Raw genomic sequence first — 16,935 nt, 5'->3', positions numbered from 1 at the left:
GAGGAATGGAAACAAGCGCGATTCAGGACTTATGCAAAACCGGACTTTTTGCCGGGATATCCCACCGGGACGCTGAGCATCTGCTGTCCTGCCTGGATACACAGGTGTGGAAATATACCGCGGCAGCTACCGTGATCGAGGAGGGCAGCTGTGTGAGGCGCTTTGGTGTGCTTCTCAACGGGCAGGGACGTTCCTACCGGACAGATCCCTCAGGCCGCACCATAACCATTACCCTGCTCCGTGAGGGCAGCGAAATAGGCGTGCTTCTGGCCGCCAGCCGGGAGTGCAAAAGCCCGGTTTCAGTGGAGGTATCGGAGGGTTCCTCCATTCTTTTCATATCCTACACCAGCCTGACTGGCAGCTGCTGCAAAAACTGTCCCTGCCACAAACAGCTGCTGCAGAATTTTATGGGCATAGTGGCGCAAAAAGGGCTGGTGCTCCATGAACGGATCGACTGTCTGCTCAAACCCACGGCCAGGGAAAAGATCCTCACCTATCTCAACTGTATATCCAGGGAAAAGGAAAGCAGCTCCTTTACTATTCCAATGGATCGCAGCGCCATGGCTGAATACCTGAACATTGACCGCAGCGCTCTGTCCAGGGAACTGTCCAGGATGAAGGCGGATGGCATCCTGGATTATTACAAAAACCAGTTCCGGCTCATGAAATCTCAATAACCCGCTGGGCCCAGCCGCGGTAAAAGGATTCCTCATGGGAAACAAGGAGGACGGTTCCCGGAAATTGGGACAGGGATTTTTTCAGGGCATCCTTGGCCTGGATATCCAGATGGTTGGTGGGCTCATCCATGATCATCAGATTACAGGGTATAAGTGTCAGGATACACAGCTTCACCTTTGTCTGCTCCCCTCCGCTTAAGGTGCCGATGGGCTGCAATGCCTGTTTAGCGGAAATGCCGCAGTAAGCAAGATGTTGTCTTACCTCCCTCACTGTCATATCCGGAAAAAGATCCGATATGACCTGAATGGGCGTCATGGTCTGGTCCGTCCAGACAAGCTCCTGTTCAAAGTAGGCCGCAGTTACCTGGGCAGACAGACGGACCCTTCCGCCCAGAGCGGGGATCTGCCCCATGATCGTTTTCAGAAGGGTGGATTTCCCAACTCCGTTAAATCCGGTGATGACTGCCTTTTGCCCGCCTTTGACGGAAAAACTGATATCCTCTAATACCGGCTCCTGATACCCCACGGTGAGATGTCCCACGGTGAGATGCTCCGTGTCTGTAAACGGAAGGCAGACAAAAGGAAAGGCGGGCTTGATCTCCCTGTTTTCCAACGCGTCCATGCGTTCTAAGCGGTCCAGCTGCTTTTGCCTCCCCCTGGCCATCCTTGCATTCCGCCCCGCAATATTCTTCCGGATAAATTCCTCGGTCTTTTTGATCTCCTTTTGCTGGGCTGCATACTGGCGCTGGTAATCATCTCTCAGCCGTGTTTTCTTTTGAACAAACTCAGAATAGGTGCCATGGTATTTGGTTATTGTATCATTGTCAATATCACAGATACGGTTGGACGTCACTTCCAGAAAATGATCGTCATGGGATACCAGCAAAAAGGCGTTCTCAATTCCGGTCAGATATTCCCCCAGCCATGTAACCTGCTCCTGATCCAGAAAGTTTGTTGGTTCATCTAAAAGAAGTACATCCGGCCGCTCTAATATGAGCTTGGCCAGGATCACCTTTGCCCTCTGCCCTCCGCTCATATGGCTGACCAGACGGTCTAATCCCATGCCGGTCAGGCCAAGGCCTGACGCAACCTGCCTGATCCGGGTCTCCACGGAATAAAAATCACATTGCTCCAGATATTCCTGGTAACGGGCGGCCCGGACCAGCATTCCATCTTCCCCTTTTGCCGCTCCCTCATAGAGCCGGTTCATTTTTTCTTCCGTCTTATACAGATGTGAAAAGGCGGAACGCAGGAATTCCTTAACGGTCAGGTATTCTTCCAGCTCTGCATACTGGTCCAGATATCCCACCGTGATCCCGGGCTGCCGTACAATACGGCCCTGGTCCGGGATGACCTGCTCCGTGCATATTTTTATCAGTGTGCTTTTCCCGGTTCCGTTCTGACCCACGATCCCTATGTGCTCTCCTTTGTTCAGTGTAAACTCCGCATTCCGGTACAGCACGTGATCGCCGTAGGAATGGGATAACCCGGTAATAGTTAATAAACTCATAATCGTATATCCTCACTTTTTCTGATTTCTTTAAACAACAAAAGGCCACGGACAAAACATTGTCCATAGCCTTTGACTGCTTAAAATCCCGGGAAATGTGCATGAACCGAATACGCCCTGTAAAAAACAGGACGGTATGACGTTACGGTTATCCGCTTCATTTCCCGGTGAAATCTTAAAGCGTGGTTCTATACGCTATACTCTGCACAATGTTTCACCGGTATGGATTGTACAGAGTTGAGTTTCTTTTTAAACTGGTCCGACAAATAAAAGCTCATGATGATTCTCCTTTTACAAATGCAGCCCCATATTATCACACAGCTGCGGGTATGTCAAGCCTCCATTATAACACCAGACTTGAAACTTATGTTACAATCAAAGCAGAAGGTAATACTTATATTACGATCAAATTATGTTACGGTCAAAGCAGGAGGTATCAAATTGGGACGAACATATTCCACATCGGAGATTGCCGGGATCATAGGGATCCATCCAAACACCGTGCGTTTGTATGAGGAGCTGCATCTGATCACTCCCCCGAAGCGAAAGGATAACGGCTACAGGGTCTTTACAGAACTGCAGGTAGACCAGTTTATCAATGCGCGCCTTGCCTTTCAGGTGGAGATCCTTCAAAACGGACTGCGAAGCCTGGCCATTGATGTGATCAGGGCGGCTGCGGATCAGGATTTCACCCGGGCTATCCGGCTGGTCAACCAGTATATGGCCCGGGTAGAGACTGAGATGGCCGGGGCCGAGGAAGCGATCAGGATCACAAAGGCCCTTCTGTCCGGAATGGATGAGGAGGACGGGGATCTGCAGCTTACCAGGAACCAGGCGGCTGATTATCTGGGAATTACCATTGACACGCTGCGCAACTGGGAAATGAACGGACTGATGAAAATAAAACGCAGACAAAACGGTTACCGCGTTTACCGGGACGCGGATATCAAACGGCTGAAGATCATACGGGCCCTGCGCTGCGCCAATTATTCCCTGGCGTCCATCTTGAGAATGCTCCGGGCCGTATCTCTTGACCCGGATGCGGATCTACGGACAGCCATCGACACCCCGGATGATGAGATCATCACGGCTTGTGACAGCCTGCTCTCCTCCCTTTCCCATGCCGGAAAGAATGCCGCCCTTATCCATAAACGGCTGTGCTGCATGAAGGAAAAATATTCATAAAAAATTAATAACCCTCCACTTTCACACCAGTCTTTTGACTGGTGTTATCCTTTAGTGAAAAAGGAGGTAATTATCATGAACGCAGTGATTGCGGTAAGGGGACTGAGCAAGTCCTATCATGGCCGTCCGGCAATTTGCGGTTTAACCTTTGAGGTGCAACGAGGGGAAGTCTTTGGGCTTCTGGGCGCTAACGGAGCGGGCAAAAGCACATCCATAGAGTGTATCCTGGGGACCAGGCAGGCGGACAGCGGCACCGCGTCCGTTCTGGGTATGGATCCCATATCCGGGCGCAGGCAGCTGTTCCAAAAAGCAGGGGTGCAGTTCCAGGAATCCAGCTATCCGGATAAAATACGGGTGGGCGAGCTCTGTGAGGAAACCATGTCCCTTTACAGGGAACCGGAGGATTATAAAAAGCTGCTGCGCCGATTCGGACTGGAGGAAAAATCTCACAGTCCGGTCAGCGACCTGTCCGGCGGACAGAGACAGCGCCTGTTTATTGTATTAGCTCTGATCCCCGGACCGGAAGTGGTGTTCCTGGACGAGCTGACCACCGGGCTTGATGTAAAGGCCAGAAGGGAGGTATGGAGGTATCTGGAGCATCTTAAAAAGGAAGGCATGACGATCCTTCTCACCTCCCACTTCATGGATGAGGTAAACGCCCTGTGCGACCGGGTCGCCATATTAAAAAGAGGCAGGACCGTCTTTTGCGGTACGGTACAGGAGGCTGTGGATGCCAGCCCATATTGTACATTGGAGGAAGCATATCTGTGGTTTACAGAGGAGGAAGAAAATGAGAACATTTAAGACAATGCTTAAGATCGAATCCAGGCTCTCTGTCCGGGGAATGGACATGGTGATCTTTGCCCTGTGCATGCCGGTGGTCATGGTTTTTATCCTGGGTATCATATTCGGGGACAGGCCCGCATACCAGGGAGCGCCCTATACATTTTTAGAACAGTCCTTTGGAGCGCTTTCCACCATTGCAGTCTGCGCAGGCGGTGTCATGGGTCTGCCCCTTCTGGTGTCTGATTACAGGCAGAAACACATCCTGAAACGTTTTCAGGTAACACCTGTAAGCCCGGCCATGATATTGGCCGTGCATGTCACCATCTATGCAGCCTATTCCCTTGTGTCCCTGGTACTGGTCTACGCAAGCGCAGCCCTTTTGTTCGGTTACCGCATGCAGGGCTCTCCGGCAGCCTTCCTTTTGTGCTATATTCTGGTTATGCTGTCCATGTTCAGCATAGGCATGATGGTGGGAGGCATTGCGCCTGATATGAAATCAGCCAGTGTGGCGGCATCTGTCCTGTATTTCCCAATGCTGATCTTTTCCGGGGCCACCCTGCCCTATGAGGTGATGCCTGAGCCCATGCAAAAGGCAGCCGGCCTGATGCCCCTTACACAGGGGATCAAGCTGCTAAAGGCAGTCTCATTGGATCAGGAGCCGGTTACCGTCTGGATTCCCATGGCTGTCATCACGGGCGTGTTCCTTCTTTGCAGCTGTATCAGCCTTCGCTTTTTCAGGTGGGAGTAGTTTTATTCAGGAAAGGAGATCCGTCATGCTCATCTGCTCTCCTTCCTGCTTATCATCAAATTCATTCATAAAGGAAAAAAGGCGGCCGATATCTGTCTCCAGGCCGCCGGGGAAATAATGCAAAGTTCCTGCTCCGGCGGTGTGTAGGGATCCAGCCGCGGTACGGGTTCATACCGATTTTGGCTGATAAAACGGATTTTACGCTGATCTCATGCATGGGTCATATCTCCTGTCCTGACCTAGATCATATTGGCAAAGCGCTCCACTGCCTTTGTAAAGCTGGCAATGGTCTGATCCGCATCCCCGTGTTCGATCCCGTCCCGCACACAGTGTTTGATGTGGCCTTCCAACACCACCTGGCCCACCTTGTGAAGAGCGGACTTGGCCGCATTGATCTGTGCAAGGACATCCTCGCAGGGAACATCCTCATCCACCATCCTGTCAATGGCCTGGACCTGTCCGATGATCTTCTTCAGGCGGCGGTGTAAATTTTCAGAATCCATACATTGTTTCATGTCAGGACCTCCTTATAGTCGTTTGTTTCAAATTGTCCAGCTTCCACCGGTTTGCTGAAATAGTATCCCTGGATGGTCCTGCACCCAAAAGATTTGAGAAGTTCCAGCTGTTCCCTGGTCTCCACTCCCTCAGCCACACATTCCACATCCAGGCTGCGGCACATATTGACAATGCATTTTACAACTGTCTGGTTGGTCTCATTTTCCGCCAGGTTGTCGATCAGGGATTTGTCCAGCTTTACCTCATCAAAATGTATGATGGAAAGAATGGACATATTGGCGTAATTGGAGCCGAAATCATCCAGTGAAAGCTTAAATCCGGCTTGCCTAAGCCGCGAGCCGATGGATTCTATGACTTTATGTTCAATGTCTCCAATGCTCTCTGTTATCTCTATCATAACCAGGCCGCTGGGTATATCATACCTGCTTTTTATTTCCCTCAGGATCCGGAACAGATCGCTTTCCAGCAGAGTAATCCTTGAAAAGTTCACGGAAACAGGCACCAGGGGCCTGCCCTTTTCTTTCCATCCGCAAAGGAGCTTCAGTACCTGCTCCAGCATGTAAAAATCCAGATACCGGATCAGCTTTACCTTTTCAAGAAGGGGCACGAACTTGCCGGGCGGCTTCACCTCCTGCCCGGGGTCATGATACCGGGCCAGAGCCTCCACGGAGCGCAGTCCGCCGGTGGCTGAATCCAGCTTGGGCTGCAGATAGATTTTGTAGTACCCGTGTTCCATATCGGAAAATAGCTTTTTTGCGTTTTCCGGTGAATAATGTTTCCGCACATCATCGCTGATCTTGTAATAGATCTGTTTATTGACGATCATCAATTCTTCCGCATGGTGAAGGGTGGTATTAAAGTCAGTCAGATGCTCCACCCAGGTACATCCCAGGGAAACACCGTTGGGTGTCTCCATGTCCAGATCATTGCCCATCTGCTTTACCTGTTCCATAAACCCGTCATAATCCATTCCCAGGACAATGATCACAAACTCATCTCCGCTGAGCCGGAAAATCCGGCTCTCCGGGAAACAGGCTCTCATAACAGAGCTTGCAGTCACAATGACCTGATCCCCCAGGCTGTGGCCATAATCCCGGTTCAGCTGTTTTAAGCCATTGATATCCGCAGCTACGATCCCGCAGGAACGGTCCATGGACCTGTCCAGTTTTTCCTGGTACTGGACAAAGCTTCCGCGGTTCAGAAGCCCGCTCAGTGCATCGTGGGAGGCTTCATATTCCAGGCGGTGGTACAGGCGCCGCTTTTTCATCTCACCGGATATGTTCAGGGCTATGGAATCCAACAGCCGGATGGTATCCTGATTAATGGTGGGATTATCCACCCCAATATATCCGCTGACCATGGCCTCATCCTCAAACGGTACGGCAAACAAGCTGTGCGCTCCTCTGGAAGACAGATATTGATACTCACTTGGATAGGTATGCTTCAGCTCATCTGCGCGGGCAATGATCAGATGCTGTTTGTTATGAATGGTTTCATAGATATATGGGATCTTTTTCACAGGCACATTCTGAAGCATGGATTTCTGCGGCGAAATGCCCTTGCGGCACCACTCATACGTATTGCTTATAACCCCGCGCTTCCGGTCGATCTCCGCAATATAGGCGCGCTCCCCATCATAAAAATCAGCGATAAGGGACAGTACCCTGTCAATGGCCTCCTCCAGGCTGCCGGCTGAATTCAGGGCACGGAGACTTTCCAGCATAACGGTCTCCATATGGTATTTGGAGGTTATATTGGAATCAATGAGCACCTTGCTCCCCACATCCACCGCAATCTCCATGCGTACCAGGCGGCCGTTCCACTCCACCAGCTTGTCCTTTACAATGAAATTCTTCCTTAAATAAGGATTCTCATATTCCCACACATAATACTCTTCTGTGCTGAGCTTTGTATTGGTACAAAAGGGGCATGGGCTGTCCCTTCCCTGAAGCACCTCATAACATTTACAAGTCTCAAACTCCTCCATCTTAAGACCGGTGAGCTCCCGTCCCGCCCTGTTGAGATAGATCAGGGAATGGTCCTGGATATCGCTGATATAGACAATCTCCTCCAGCTCATCGATCAGCCACTCCCGGTTTACATACTGCAGCGGTGCAACCTGGGAGGTTTTGCTCCCAAATACACTGTAACAGGATTTCCCTGCCTGTTTTGCGTACCGCAGTGCGGCATCAGCCTTGATGTAAAGTTCATCAAACTTATTCCCGTGTCTGGGGCAGAAGGCGATTCCAATGGAGTTGCTGATTCCCATCTGATCCTCTCCCTGCTCCTGGGCACTCTGAAGTTCCCTGGCAATGATCTGTGCCTTGTTACATGCGGCGGCATCATTGGGGATATCAGGCATGAAGGCAACAAACTCATCTCCGCCCAGCCGGCCCAGGACGGCGTTATCTTCAAATATACTTTTTAATTTATAGGCAATTCCTGCCAGTACTTTGTCTCCGTACATGTGGCCGTAATTGTCATTGACCGCCTTAAAATTATCCACATCAATCATCAGCAGCGCGCTTAAGGCGCCTGCTTGATCCTTCAGCATACGGTTGATCTCCTGAAGACAGGCCGCACGGTTTAAAAGGCCTGTCAGGGGATCGATCCGTGACTGGCGCAGAAGTTCAAGCTCCTTATGCTTTTTCTCTTCAATGTTGCGGACATAGACAAAACCGCTGAGATGTCCGCCTGACAGAATCAGATATATTGTGGTGTTGCACCAGACCATCTTCTCATCCGCGTTCAGGCTGCGGTATTCACAAACCACTTCCTGGCGGCCGTTTTCATACTGTCTGCGCAGGTATTGGGGATTTAGTTCCCGCAGGAATAGACCCCGGTCTTGGGGATGCACATTCTGCTCAGACCATCGGTCTAAAAAACGGCTGTAGCTGCAATTTTCAGACAGGCCCACAGATGCCAGCATGTCCTTATTTTTCTCAGTAATCATCTCCATGATCCGATCATCATCAATATCGATCTCATAACTGGCCAGGGCACCGCCGACCAGGGCCTGACGGTATTTCTCCTCCTGTTGGTACCGTTCCTGTTCCTGATGCTCCCTGCTTATATCCTCGGCAACACCGATGGCAACATTGCCCGGCCGGCTGCCGTGGCTCAGGAGCGTATGGGTGATCCTGTACCATTTTTCTTCTCCGTTCCCCGGGGTCGCACGTATGACGGCACTGGTCATAGTCCTGCCGTCTTTAAGGTCCCGGAACATCTGGCGAAAGGCGGGCAGGTATTCCTGGTCCAGACGGGCACTCTCAAAGGTCTGTTTACTAAAATCACGGATGATCTCAGCTTCCCGGAAGGGCGAATCCGTGGTATTCTCAATACAGGCCCAGTCTTCGTCCATGTGATATTCCCAAATGAGATTATGGCTTTTGGAAAGGGCGATCTTATAGCGCTGGACATTCAGGGAGATCTCGTGTTCCAGCTGTTTCTTTTCCGTGATATCCCAGATCAGGCAGACCAGGATATCCATATCATTTTCCCTTAAAAGGGTGGATTTGACCTCCACCCATATCATGGAACCATCCCTGCAAAAGCAGCGCATCTCAAAGCTCACATAGTGTTCGCCCCTTGCAATGGATTGGTTCAGCTTTTCCCGGATACCCATGCGGTCGTCCGGGTGGATCAAAGAGACTGGGCTGTTGTTCTTCTCTTCGGCAAACTGTTTTGGAGTATAACCATATACACGATAGCAGGCCTCATTGGCGCTGACGATCGTAAGGGTCTCCGTGTACTGTAAAATGCAGATACCGCTGTTGAGAATGGATGCAAAATGGTAAACCGTCTGCCGTTCCATGTCCCCGCTTCGCTGCAAAAGGGCCATGGTTACCTCCACATGTTCATCCAGCAGTACTTTTTGGAAAGAAAGGCAGTAATTATCTCCCCGGAACGGAAAAATCATTTTCAGGTCGGGATACCGGGATGTTGTAAATGGATTCTTTTTTGTAATCTCACCGACAACAGACTCTATATCCATTCCCATGTAATCAGACACAGGATGTCCCAGGAATTGTTTCATATTTTCATGTATAAAGATGATCCTCCCCATTGTATCTGTGATCATGACAAGCAAAGGCGAGCTAAACAGCAAAGGATTATGCGGCATATGATACCTCACTCAGGATAGGATTATGGTTTTACGTTGCTTTCCCGTCTAGTTTACCACGAAAGATCCAACTTCTCAACTTAAAAAGCCCCTGAGACTGTGCTCAGGGGCTTTCGGGGTATGGATATTATTCATTATGGTCAGGATAGCCACGGGGGATTATCCCTCAATGGCAATGTACTTCCTCTCTTCCACTTCCGGCACTGCTTCCTTTTTAGGAATCAGCAGTTTCAGGGTGCCGTCCTCAAATTTAGCCTTGATATCCTCCTGGGTTACGGCATCTCCTACATAAAAGCTTCTGCTGCAGGAACCGCTGTAACGTTCCCTGCGGATATACCTGCCATTGGAATCCTTCTCTTCCTTATTAGAATCAGTGGATGCCTGGATGGTCAGATACCCGTCCCTCAGTTCAGCCTTTACATCCTCCTTCTTTACCCCGGGCATGTTGATGGTAACTTCATAGCCGTTATCCGTATCCTTAATGTCCGTGTTCATAAGGCTGCCGGTGCCGTACCTGTCAAATGGGAAATCAAAAAAGTCATCCAATAAGTTGTCTCTGAATATACTAGGCATTAACATAGGTCATCTCTCCTTTTCCATCATTAATTGCTTTGTATGTTTTGTTATCTATGTTCTATATGTAATATAACACGCAACCAGGTGGATGTCAAGAATGGGGGTGGGAATTTATAGAAAGTTTATAATTCCTTGAACTGTTAATAGGAAACCGTAGCCTCTGGCGCAAGAATTTCCGCCACTTCATTGGAACCATAAGTTAAGATCTTACCTCCTGAGCCTAACGTCCATTTTTGATCGTTTCCGTCTGTTACTTTTGTATTCTTCATGATTTTCCCGCTGGAATTGATCAAACGCTTTCCTTCTCCCGGAATATCAAATACTTCGTATCGGGCAGCAGAATCTGCCTTTTGGAGTTTACCTTTATAATAAAAATTTCCGTCTTTTATGCCTGTGATTCCTTTTCCTTTAAGATCAAAGCAATATTGAGCCCGGGATGAGCCTATACCATCATTTAGCATTGTTTTACCAGTAACACATTTTCTGTCATTGTCTGGTCCTTTACAGTAATAAAATTCACCGTTCAATTCAATCAGACCGTATTGTGCAACTCCATACATATCAAAAACATAATAGCTGTCATGAATTTTTTCCACATGATAGCTGTCTTCTTCTCCAAATTTAGGTTTGCCAGACCGGTCGAAATAATACCATTCTTTTTGTCCTGAACTGTTAAGGTCTGGAGGGCCGTCCAGCTTTAACCACATTCCTTCGACCCGCTCCCCTTCGGCGAGAGTCTTATCCTGATCTGATGTCGGCTGATAAAAGTAACGATAGCCTTTGATCTCCGGTGTGGTGCTGCTAAGTTTTACCCAGCCGGGATACATAATTCCATTACCATCAATGCAGTAGGTTATACCATCCACATTAACTTCTTTTTTGCCTCCCGAAGAACGTTTTTTATTTCCTGAAGATTTGCTGAAATAAAAGTAGGCATACTCTCCATGCTCCTGTACATAATCCACCACATCAGAGTTATCCATCCAGTTCTGCGGGATTTTCAGCCACTGCCATCCTGTAACCCTGGCTCCGTCTTGCCCGCAGTAATAATAGGCATTCTCGTCTTCCTCATCATCCGCTGTTTCGGTCAGCCAGCCTGTCCGCATAACACCGGAAGAGTTAAAACAATAATATTTCCCATCGATTTTGTACCATCCATCCATACGCACATATCCGTTACTATCACCATAATACCAGTTGTTGTAATCTGAATTCCTGGAATCCAGACCACTGATGACAAACCACTGGCTCTGATATAAATATCCCTCATCCCCTATGTAACGCTTTTTACCGTTTTCCTCGGTCAGCCATCGTTTCCGGTAATTAAGGCCATTGGCGTCAAAGTAGTATTTTTTTCCCTCCAGCTCCCTAAAACCGCCTTTGAGCACTGCACCGGATTCAGATGCATAATACCAACTTTCAGACACAATACCGGTGTTGCTGTTAATATTTTCAATCTTAAACCAGCCATCATCCTGAAGGATTCCATTTTCATCCAGATAGTATCGGTTCCCGGATTCATCTGTGTACCAGCGCTTCCTGTAATTCAAACCATTGGCATCAAAGAAGTACCAGTTTCCATCTGACTCCCTCCACCCATTGCGCCATAATACACCATTTGAATCCGCACGATACCAGTTGGTATATTCCTGACCATTGGCATTGGTACTTGTAACAGAGAACCAACCATTTTGCCGATTTCCGTTCTCGTCCACATAGTATCGGTCATCATTCAAGTTAAACCATCTGTTGCGGTAGGCGCTGCCATTGGTGTCAAAATAACAGGTTACACCTTCCAGTTCATGCCAGCCATCCCGCAAAAGGAAGCCATCTTCCGTAACATAATACCAAGTGGTGTAGGAGATCCCCTTGCTGTTTACGTTATCAATAGAGAACCATCCGGGATTCTTTCTGGCCCCCATCTCATCTACATAATATCGTTTATCCTCCAGGTTAAAAAAAGAATTTCTGGGTGAATTTCCTCCCGGGTAAAAATAATACAATTTTCCATTCAAATCATACCAGCCATTTTTTAGTATATTTCCATCAACCCCTGCGTAATACCAGGTGGTACCAGGATTACCGGATGGCAATGATGGTTTGGATGTAAGGCTGAACCACTCATTTTCATACCTGGATCCATCCGACCGGACACGAAAGCGGTTTTCACCTATTGTTACCCAATTGTCTGTTACAATCTGTCCATTTCCTCCCACATATCTCATGGTTCCATCCGGCCATGGAAGCCACTGGTTCACTAATTTTTTATCATTTTCCATGTAAACCCACTGATGGACAGAGTCCTGCTGCCATCCGTCTGCTCCCAATACCGGGATGGTTGAAACGGCAAAAAAGGCGGCCGTGCACGTGATGATTCTTATGAGTTTTTCTCTTTTCATTGATTATGCTCCTTATGAAAGCGCTCCATATATTTTTGTAATAGATACCCCAGCAAATGAAACACCATTTTATTGATTCCCAGGAGGCGTCTCCTTGTCATAATAATTGCCGTATACCACATTTAGATAGGGAACTGTTTGAGCTGCCCATACATATTCCGACATATAGTTTCCTGTGTAAGCCGCCATATATGTTTTATTCCCACTTAACAATTCGTATAGATCACAGGTAAATGATTGGGTATTGACTGAATATATGCCGCGCCGGTGAATCAGAAGTTCCTCGCATTCATGCTCTTTTAATGTTTTCCGCAGGCGGTGGGCAAGTACCCGTATATTCTTTTTGGCTGTGATCTCCGGAACTTCTTCATACAACATATATGCAAGCTGGGAAATGGTTACACTGCCCCCTCGTTTATCCACAAGGATAGCCAGAAGCTCCTTTGCTTTTTTGCTGGGAAAGTATATCATCTGATTATTAATAAAAACATCAAATCCGCAAAATGTCTGAATAAAAATCATATTGTATCTTCCTGTTCAAAAATGTATTTTGCACTCATACGCACATGATAGGCGGAACCGCATTCAACCATCCGGATCCTCCTTAAGCCTTGAATTTCCTCATTCTTCATTTCTAAATCATCCAGTGTGTTCTGATTGTCTTTGATCCTGGTGTTCAGGGTATCCCTTACTGCTTTGGGCTGTTCTTGTTCTTGGTAATACAGAGAATCTCCATATTTCCATTATCACACACCCAATCATGCATCCTACTCCATTGTGGATCATATCATCCCATTCAAATAAACCTCTGCAGAATACTAACTGACATGTTTCAATTACTGCAGATGTGGCAATTCCAATCAGCAGTGCTTTCCACCATCTTACGTTGTGATTTAACACAATCGGCAGCAGCATCCCCATAGGTATCAAGAGGATACAATTTAATAAGTTTTCTTTCAGCAGTCCACTGTCTCCATTCAGAATCCTTTTCCACGACCAGAACAGCTCCAGCTTATACTGTCGTTCGCCTGGTATCCGGGTAAATACAGTGGAACCAAATACGACTCCCAGAAATAAAAAAAGAAGCAGGCCAGCTACAGCCTGTGATAGCATAATACGTTTTTTCGATAACAGGTTACAGACATATATCACGATTATAATGAAGGAAATCAAAAAAAAGATTAGTTCACGAACCGTCCATGTCCTATTGTGTTTAATGATAATTTGATATAAATCCAAATACTTCTTCCTCTTTTCCTTTAAGACACTTAAGTGCATTCCTGTTTCCCGCTCTTAAACTGCCGATACAGTCTATTTCCCATCATCTCCTATACATCTGCACATTGCCTCTGAAATTTCTGCTTCCATCCTCATAGCTTCTGCCCGGCTATCTGCGTTTACGGAAATATATACTTTTAGCTTTGGTTCAGTTCCGCTTGGCCGTATTATAACTGAACAATTTCCATCCAACAGAAACTTCAGTACATTCGATGCCGGCAGGTCATCAAGCCCTTTCAAGTAGTCACATTCTTCCTCGACTTTACTGAACCCAATATGAGTGATGCCGCTGCGGAACCCTGCCATAATACTCCGCATCCTTTCAAATCCGATACTCCCCTCAAACTCATAACTATGAAGCGTATTCAAGCAGTAGCCATACTCTGAATAGATTGCATTTAGTCTATCCAAAAGACTGATACCCCGGGATTTATAATAAGCAAACATCTCACAAATTAAAAATGCTCCCCCCACAGCATCCTTATCACGTACATATTCCCCAGATAAATAGCCATAACTCTCCTCAAAACCAAAAATAAAGGAACTTTCTTTTCCCCTGTTTTCTAATTTTCCAATCTGTTCGCCAATAAATTTGAAACCTGTCAAGACATTGATTGTCCTTACACCGTATTTTTTTGCAATGCGTTCCGCCATATCAATGGTAACAATCGTTTTCACCATGACAGGATTATCCGGCATGGCGTGATGCTTTAAGCGTTGGCTGCAGATAAAATCCAAAAGCAGTATACCAGTCTCATTTCCAGAAAGTAAAATCATTTCACCACCAGCATCCTTAACCGCAATTCCAACACGGTCACAATCCGGGTCAGTTGCCAATAGCAGTTCAGCGCCACACCGGGAAGCGTATTCCATTCCCAATGACATTGCCTCCCTCATTTCAGGATTCGGATAAGGGCACGTAGGGAAATGGCCATCCGGCTGTTCCTGCTCGCTAACTACACAAATATTGGAATACCCACTTTCTTTCAGGATGTGCAGGACAGGTTTCAAACCAGTGCCATTTAAAGGAGAATATACAATTGAAACACTTTTATCCACTTCATCCCCAAATAGTACTGACTGCTTTTTTACTGCCTCAATAAAATCTATATAGACTTCCTCACCGATCCACGAAATCAGCCCTATATTCATGCCTCTGTTAAAGTCTATTACCTTAACGTCATTAAAAATATCCAGCTTCTGGATTTCCGCAAAAATATCCTCTGCGGCTTTTGTCGTAATCTGACACCCATCAGCGCCATATACTTTATAGCCATTATATTTGGACGGATTGTGAGAGGCAGTGACCATAATTCCTGCAGCACATCCCAGCCTTCGCACAGCATAGGACAAACACGGTGTAGGCATCAATTCATTATAAATTGATACGTAAATTCCATTTGCTGAAAAAACCTCTGCAGCTTTTTTTGAAAAAACATCTGATTTAATGCGGCTGTCATATGAAATTGCAATCCTCCATTTCACCGGTGCAAAGTTTTTCTTTATATAGTCAGCAATTCCCTGGGAGGCTTTTGCAACGGTATATGTATTCATCCGGTTTGTTCCTGCACCAATCACTCCCCGCAATCCCCCTGTGCCAAATTCCAGGTCACAATAGAAAGCATCCTCTATTTGGGCTGGGGTATGGGCCATATTCCTTAATTCCTGAACCAAATCCTTATCTAATGTGACATTTTTACACCACCTTTGGTATTGTTCCGTGATTTTTTCTATTTCCATGTGCCACTCCCTCACTTCATGCCAACTCTTCCAGTTCAAATTTCTGCTTGTCGTGTACACTAATCTCCATACCCATCTGTACCTCAATCACTTTTACTTCTGTTCTAGCAATGATTGTGTGACGGCAGCCTGCCTGCATCGAGACCACATCCCCGGCCTTGACCGGCCATTCCTTTCCATCCACAATCACACTCCCCTCTCCGGAGATAATATTCCAAACCTCATCCCGTCTTGCATGGCTGTGATAGTTCATCCGATGTCCTGGATTCAATGTAACCTTGATTGTCAGGCTGCCCGCCTCCACATCAAGGACCCTGTAGTTCCCCCAGGATTTCTCCGCAAACATAATCTGTTGGCTGATTTGGTCTACAAAAGGCTTGATATAACTGGACTGTTCCTTGTCAGACACCAGGATGCCCTCTGGAGAGGCAGATACCACTATGTCTTTAAGTCCCATGCAGACGACAGGAACATCCAGTTCATTAACAACATGGACATTCTCACATATATCATTAAGCATCGCATTCCCCACAACTGAATCCGCCATTGCCTCAGTAAGCGTATTCCAAGTACCAAGATCCTTCCATTGTCCGGCAAAACGCTGTACCTGGATTTTATTTTCTTTCTCTACTACAGCATAGTCAAAGCTGATTTTGTCCAGCGTGTCATATTTGGAAAATAAATCATCATAGTCTGTGAAGTCAATCCGCTCATGGGTCATTTTTAGTACATAACCCAACTTATATGCAAAAACACCGCCATTCCACAATGCCCCCTGTGTTATATATTCTTTTGCTGTCTCTACATCCGGTTTCTCCTTAAACATGGATACCGTACTGGTCTGGTCTCCATCTATTGGGATGATATAACCATATTTTTCACTGGGGTAAGTCGGTTCAATGCCCATCAGGACGAGATTTGCTTCTCCCTTCTGCGCCTGATCTGCCAACTGTTTCAGTGCTTCAAAATAAGAATCATCCACATAAGGGTCTACTGGGCAGACAACAACCGTTTCCTCTTCACTTACGCCCTGTACGTCATGTAAATATGAAGTTGCCAGTGCAATAGCCGGGAAGGTGTCACGGCGGCAGGGCTCTACACTGATTCCCACACTTCCTTCCAATTGATTATGTATTGCAGACACCTGTGACCTGGATGTTGCAATGGTCACTGTAGCTTTGGCATCCATCCTTTTTATCTGGCGGTAGACACGCTGTACCATAGACTCGTATCCTCCCTCTTCGTCCCTAAATATCTTAATAAACTGTTTTGAGCGCACATCATTAGACAGCGGCCATAGTCTTTTTCCTGAACCACCGGACAACAAGATAATATTCATCCAATCTCCCTTTCTGTTCCTAAATAAAGAAAACCGGTATACGGTTAGCTTTGCAGCC

Annotated in this window: 13 protein-coding genes; 4 read left to right on the top strand and 9 right to left on the bottom strand. The window is 47.1% G+C overall.

Going from position 1 to position 16,935, the window contains the following annotated elements; translation table 11 throughout:
* Positions 1 to 5: 5 nt before the first annotated feature.
* Complete coding sequence (locus ABID13_RS06380) at positions 6 to 677, top strand: Crp/Fnr family transcriptional regulator (RefSeq protein WP_007865078.1); 672 nt, start codon at positions 6 to 8, stop codon at positions 675 to 677.
* Here ABID13_RS06380 and ABID13_RS06375 read toward each other — a convergent pair.
* A complete protein-coding gene (locus ABID13_RS06375) occupies positions 661 to 2,187 on the bottom strand; it encodes an ABC-F family ATP-binding cassette domain-containing protein (protein WP_045092219.1) in 1,527 nt (508 codons plus the stop codon). The two genes, ABID13_RS06380 and ABID13_RS06375, sit on opposite strands and share 17 nt — an antisense overlap.
* 441 nt (positions 2,188 to 2,628) lie before the next feature.
* Here ABID13_RS06375 and ABID13_RS06370 point away from each other — a divergent pair, with 441 nt between their 5' ends.
* From ABID13_RS06370 to ABID13_RS06360, 3 genes are all read left to right on the top strand, one after another.
* Positions 2,629 to 3,372: a MerR family transcriptional regulator gene (locus ABID13_RS06370; protein ID WP_048930441.1), complete on the top strand. Its 744-nt coding sequence runs from the start codon at positions 2,629 to 2,631 to the stop codon at positions 3,370 to 3,372.
* Positions 3,373 to 3,447: 75 nt separating this feature from the next.
* The gene (locus ABID13_RS06365) at positions 3,448 to 4,176 is read left to right on the top strand and encodes an ABC transporter ATP-binding protein (protein ID WP_048930440.1); all 729 of its coding nucleotides are present in this window, start codon (positions 3,448 to 3,450) and stop codon (positions 4,174 to 4,176) included.
* Complete coding sequence (locus tag ABID13_RS06360) at positions 4,163 to 4,906, top strand: ABC transporter permease (RefSeq protein ID WP_007865088.1); 744 nt, start codon at positions 4,163 to 4,165, stop codon at positions 4,904 to 4,906. Before ABID13_RS06365 ends, ABID13_RS06360 begins: the two co-directional genes overlap by 14 nt.
* Before the next feature lie 239 nt (positions 4,907 to 5,145).
* Here the strand turns inward: ABID13_RS06360 and ABID13_RS06355 are convergent, their stop codons facing one another.
* From ABID13_RS06355 to ABID13_RS06320, 8 genes are all read right to left on the bottom strand, one after another.
* Positions 5,146 to 5,421 carry a metal-sensing transcriptional repressor gene (locus ABID13_RS06355; protein WP_007865091.1) on the bottom strand — a complete coding sequence of 92 codons (276 nt, stop codon included), beginning with the start codon at positions 5,419 to 5,421 and terminating at the stop codon, positions 5,146 to 5,148.
* Positions 5,418 to 9,545: an EAL domain-containing protein gene (locus ABID13_RS06350; protein WP_082173943.1), complete on the bottom strand. Its 4,128-nt coding sequence runs from the start codon at positions 9,543 to 9,545 to the stop codon at positions 5,418 to 5,420. Before ABID13_RS06350 ends, ABID13_RS06355 begins: the two co-directional genes overlap by 4 nt.
* Positions 9,546 to 9,704: 159 nt before the next feature.
* Entirely contained in the window at positions 9,705 to 10,124 is a 420-nt protein-coding gene (locus ABID13_RS06345) for an Hsp20/alpha crystallin family protein (RefSeq protein WP_007865094.1), read from the bottom strand.
* A gap of 137 nt (positions 10,125 to 10,261) precedes the next feature.
* The gene (locus ABID13_RS06340; RefSeq protein ID WP_048930439.1) at positions 10,262 to 12,520 is read right to left on the bottom strand and encodes a hypothetical protein; all 2,259 of its coding nucleotides are present in this window, start codon (positions 12,518 to 12,520) and stop codon (positions 10,262 to 10,264) included.
* Positions 12,521 to 12,589: 69 nt separating this feature from the next.
* Positions 12,590 to 13,042, bottom strand: a complete 453-nt coding sequence (locus ABID13_RS06335) for an AfsR/SARP family transcriptional regulator (RefSeq protein ID WP_007865099.1) — start codon at positions 13,040 to 13,042, stop codon at positions 12,590 to 12,592.
* A gap of 117 nt (positions 13,043 to 13,159) precedes the next feature.
* Positions 13,160 to 13,633 (bottom strand): VanZ family protein, encoded by a 474-nt coding sequence (locus ABID13_RS06330; RefSeq protein WP_242849280.1) that lies wholly within the window; start codon positions 13,631 to 13,633, stop codon positions 13,160 to 13,162.
* 198 nt (positions 13,634 to 13,831) lie between these two features.
* Complete coding sequence (locus ABID13_RS06325) at positions 13,832 to 15,538, bottom strand: phospho-sugar mutase (RefSeq protein ID WP_048930438.1); 1,707 nt, start codon at positions 15,536 to 15,538, stop codon at positions 13,832 to 13,834.
* A gap of 16 nt (positions 15,539 to 15,554) precedes the next feature.
* Positions 15,555 to 16,877: a sugar phosphate nucleotidyltransferase gene (locus tag ABID13_RS06320; RefSeq protein ID WP_045092224.1), complete on the bottom strand. Its 1,323-nt coding sequence runs from the start codon at positions 16,875 to 16,877 to the stop codon at positions 15,555 to 15,557.
* Positions 16,878 to 16,935: the final 58 nt, after the last annotated feature.

The organism is Enterocloster citroniae, assembly GCF_040545455.1.
Taxonomy (GTDB): domain Bacteria; phylum Bacillota; class Clostridia; order Lachnospirales; family Lachnospiraceae; genus Enterocloster; species Enterocloster citroniae.
The sequence above is the reverse complement of the archived record's forward strand: the minus strand, read 5'-3'. Positions and strand labels throughout refer to the sequence as shown.

Excerpts from the sequence above, each read along its gene's own strand:
- ABID13_RS06345 (WP_007865094.1), bottom strand. The coding sequence starts at position 10,124 with ATGTTAATGCCTAGTATATTCAGAGACAACTTATTGGATGACTTTTTT.
- ABID13_RS06350 (WP_082173943.1), bottom strand. The coding sequence starts at position 9,545 with ATGCCGCATAATCCTTTGCTGTTTAGCTCGCCTTTGCTTGTCATGATC.
- ABID13_RS06365 (WP_048930440.1), top strand. The coding sequence starts at position 3,448 with ATGAACGCAGTGATTGCGGTAAGGGGACTGAGCAAGTCCTATCATGGC.
- ABID13_RS06325 (WP_048930438.1), bottom strand. The coding sequence starts at position 15,538 with ATGGAAATAGAAAAAATCACGGAACAATACCAAAGGTGGTGTAAAAAT.
- ABID13_RS06340 (WP_048930439.1), bottom strand. The coding sequence starts at position 12,520 with ATGAAAAGAGAAAAACTCATAAGAATCATCACGTGCACGGCCGCCTTT.
- ABID13_RS06335 (WP_007865099.1), bottom strand. The coding sequence starts at position 13,042 with ATGATTTTTATTCAGACATTTTGCGGATTTGATGTTTTTATTAATAAT.
- ABID13_RS06360 (WP_007865088.1), top strand. The coding sequence starts at position 4,163 with ATGAGAACATTTAAGACAATGCTTAAGATCGAATCCAGGCTCTCTGTC.
- ABID13_RS06355 (WP_007865091.1), bottom strand. The coding sequence starts at position 5,421 with ATGAAACAATGTATGGATTCTGAAAATTTACACCGCCGCCTGAAGAAG.
- ABID13_RS06375 (WP_045092219.1), bottom strand. The coding sequence starts at position 2,187 with ATGAGTTTATTAACTATTACCGGGTTATCCCATTCCTACGGCGATCAC.
- ABID13_RS06380 (WP_007865078.1), top strand. The coding sequence starts at position 6 with ATGGAAACAAGCGCGATTCAGGACTTATGCAAAACCGGACTTTTTGCC.
- ABID13_RS06330 (WP_242849280.1), bottom strand. The coding sequence starts at position 13,633 with ATGCTATCACAGGCTGTAGCTGGCCTGCTTCTTTTTTTATTTCTGGGA.
- ABID13_RS06320 (WP_045092224.1), bottom strand. The coding sequence starts at position 16,877 with ATGAATATTATCTTGTTGTCCGGTGGTTCAGGAAAAAGACTATGGCCG.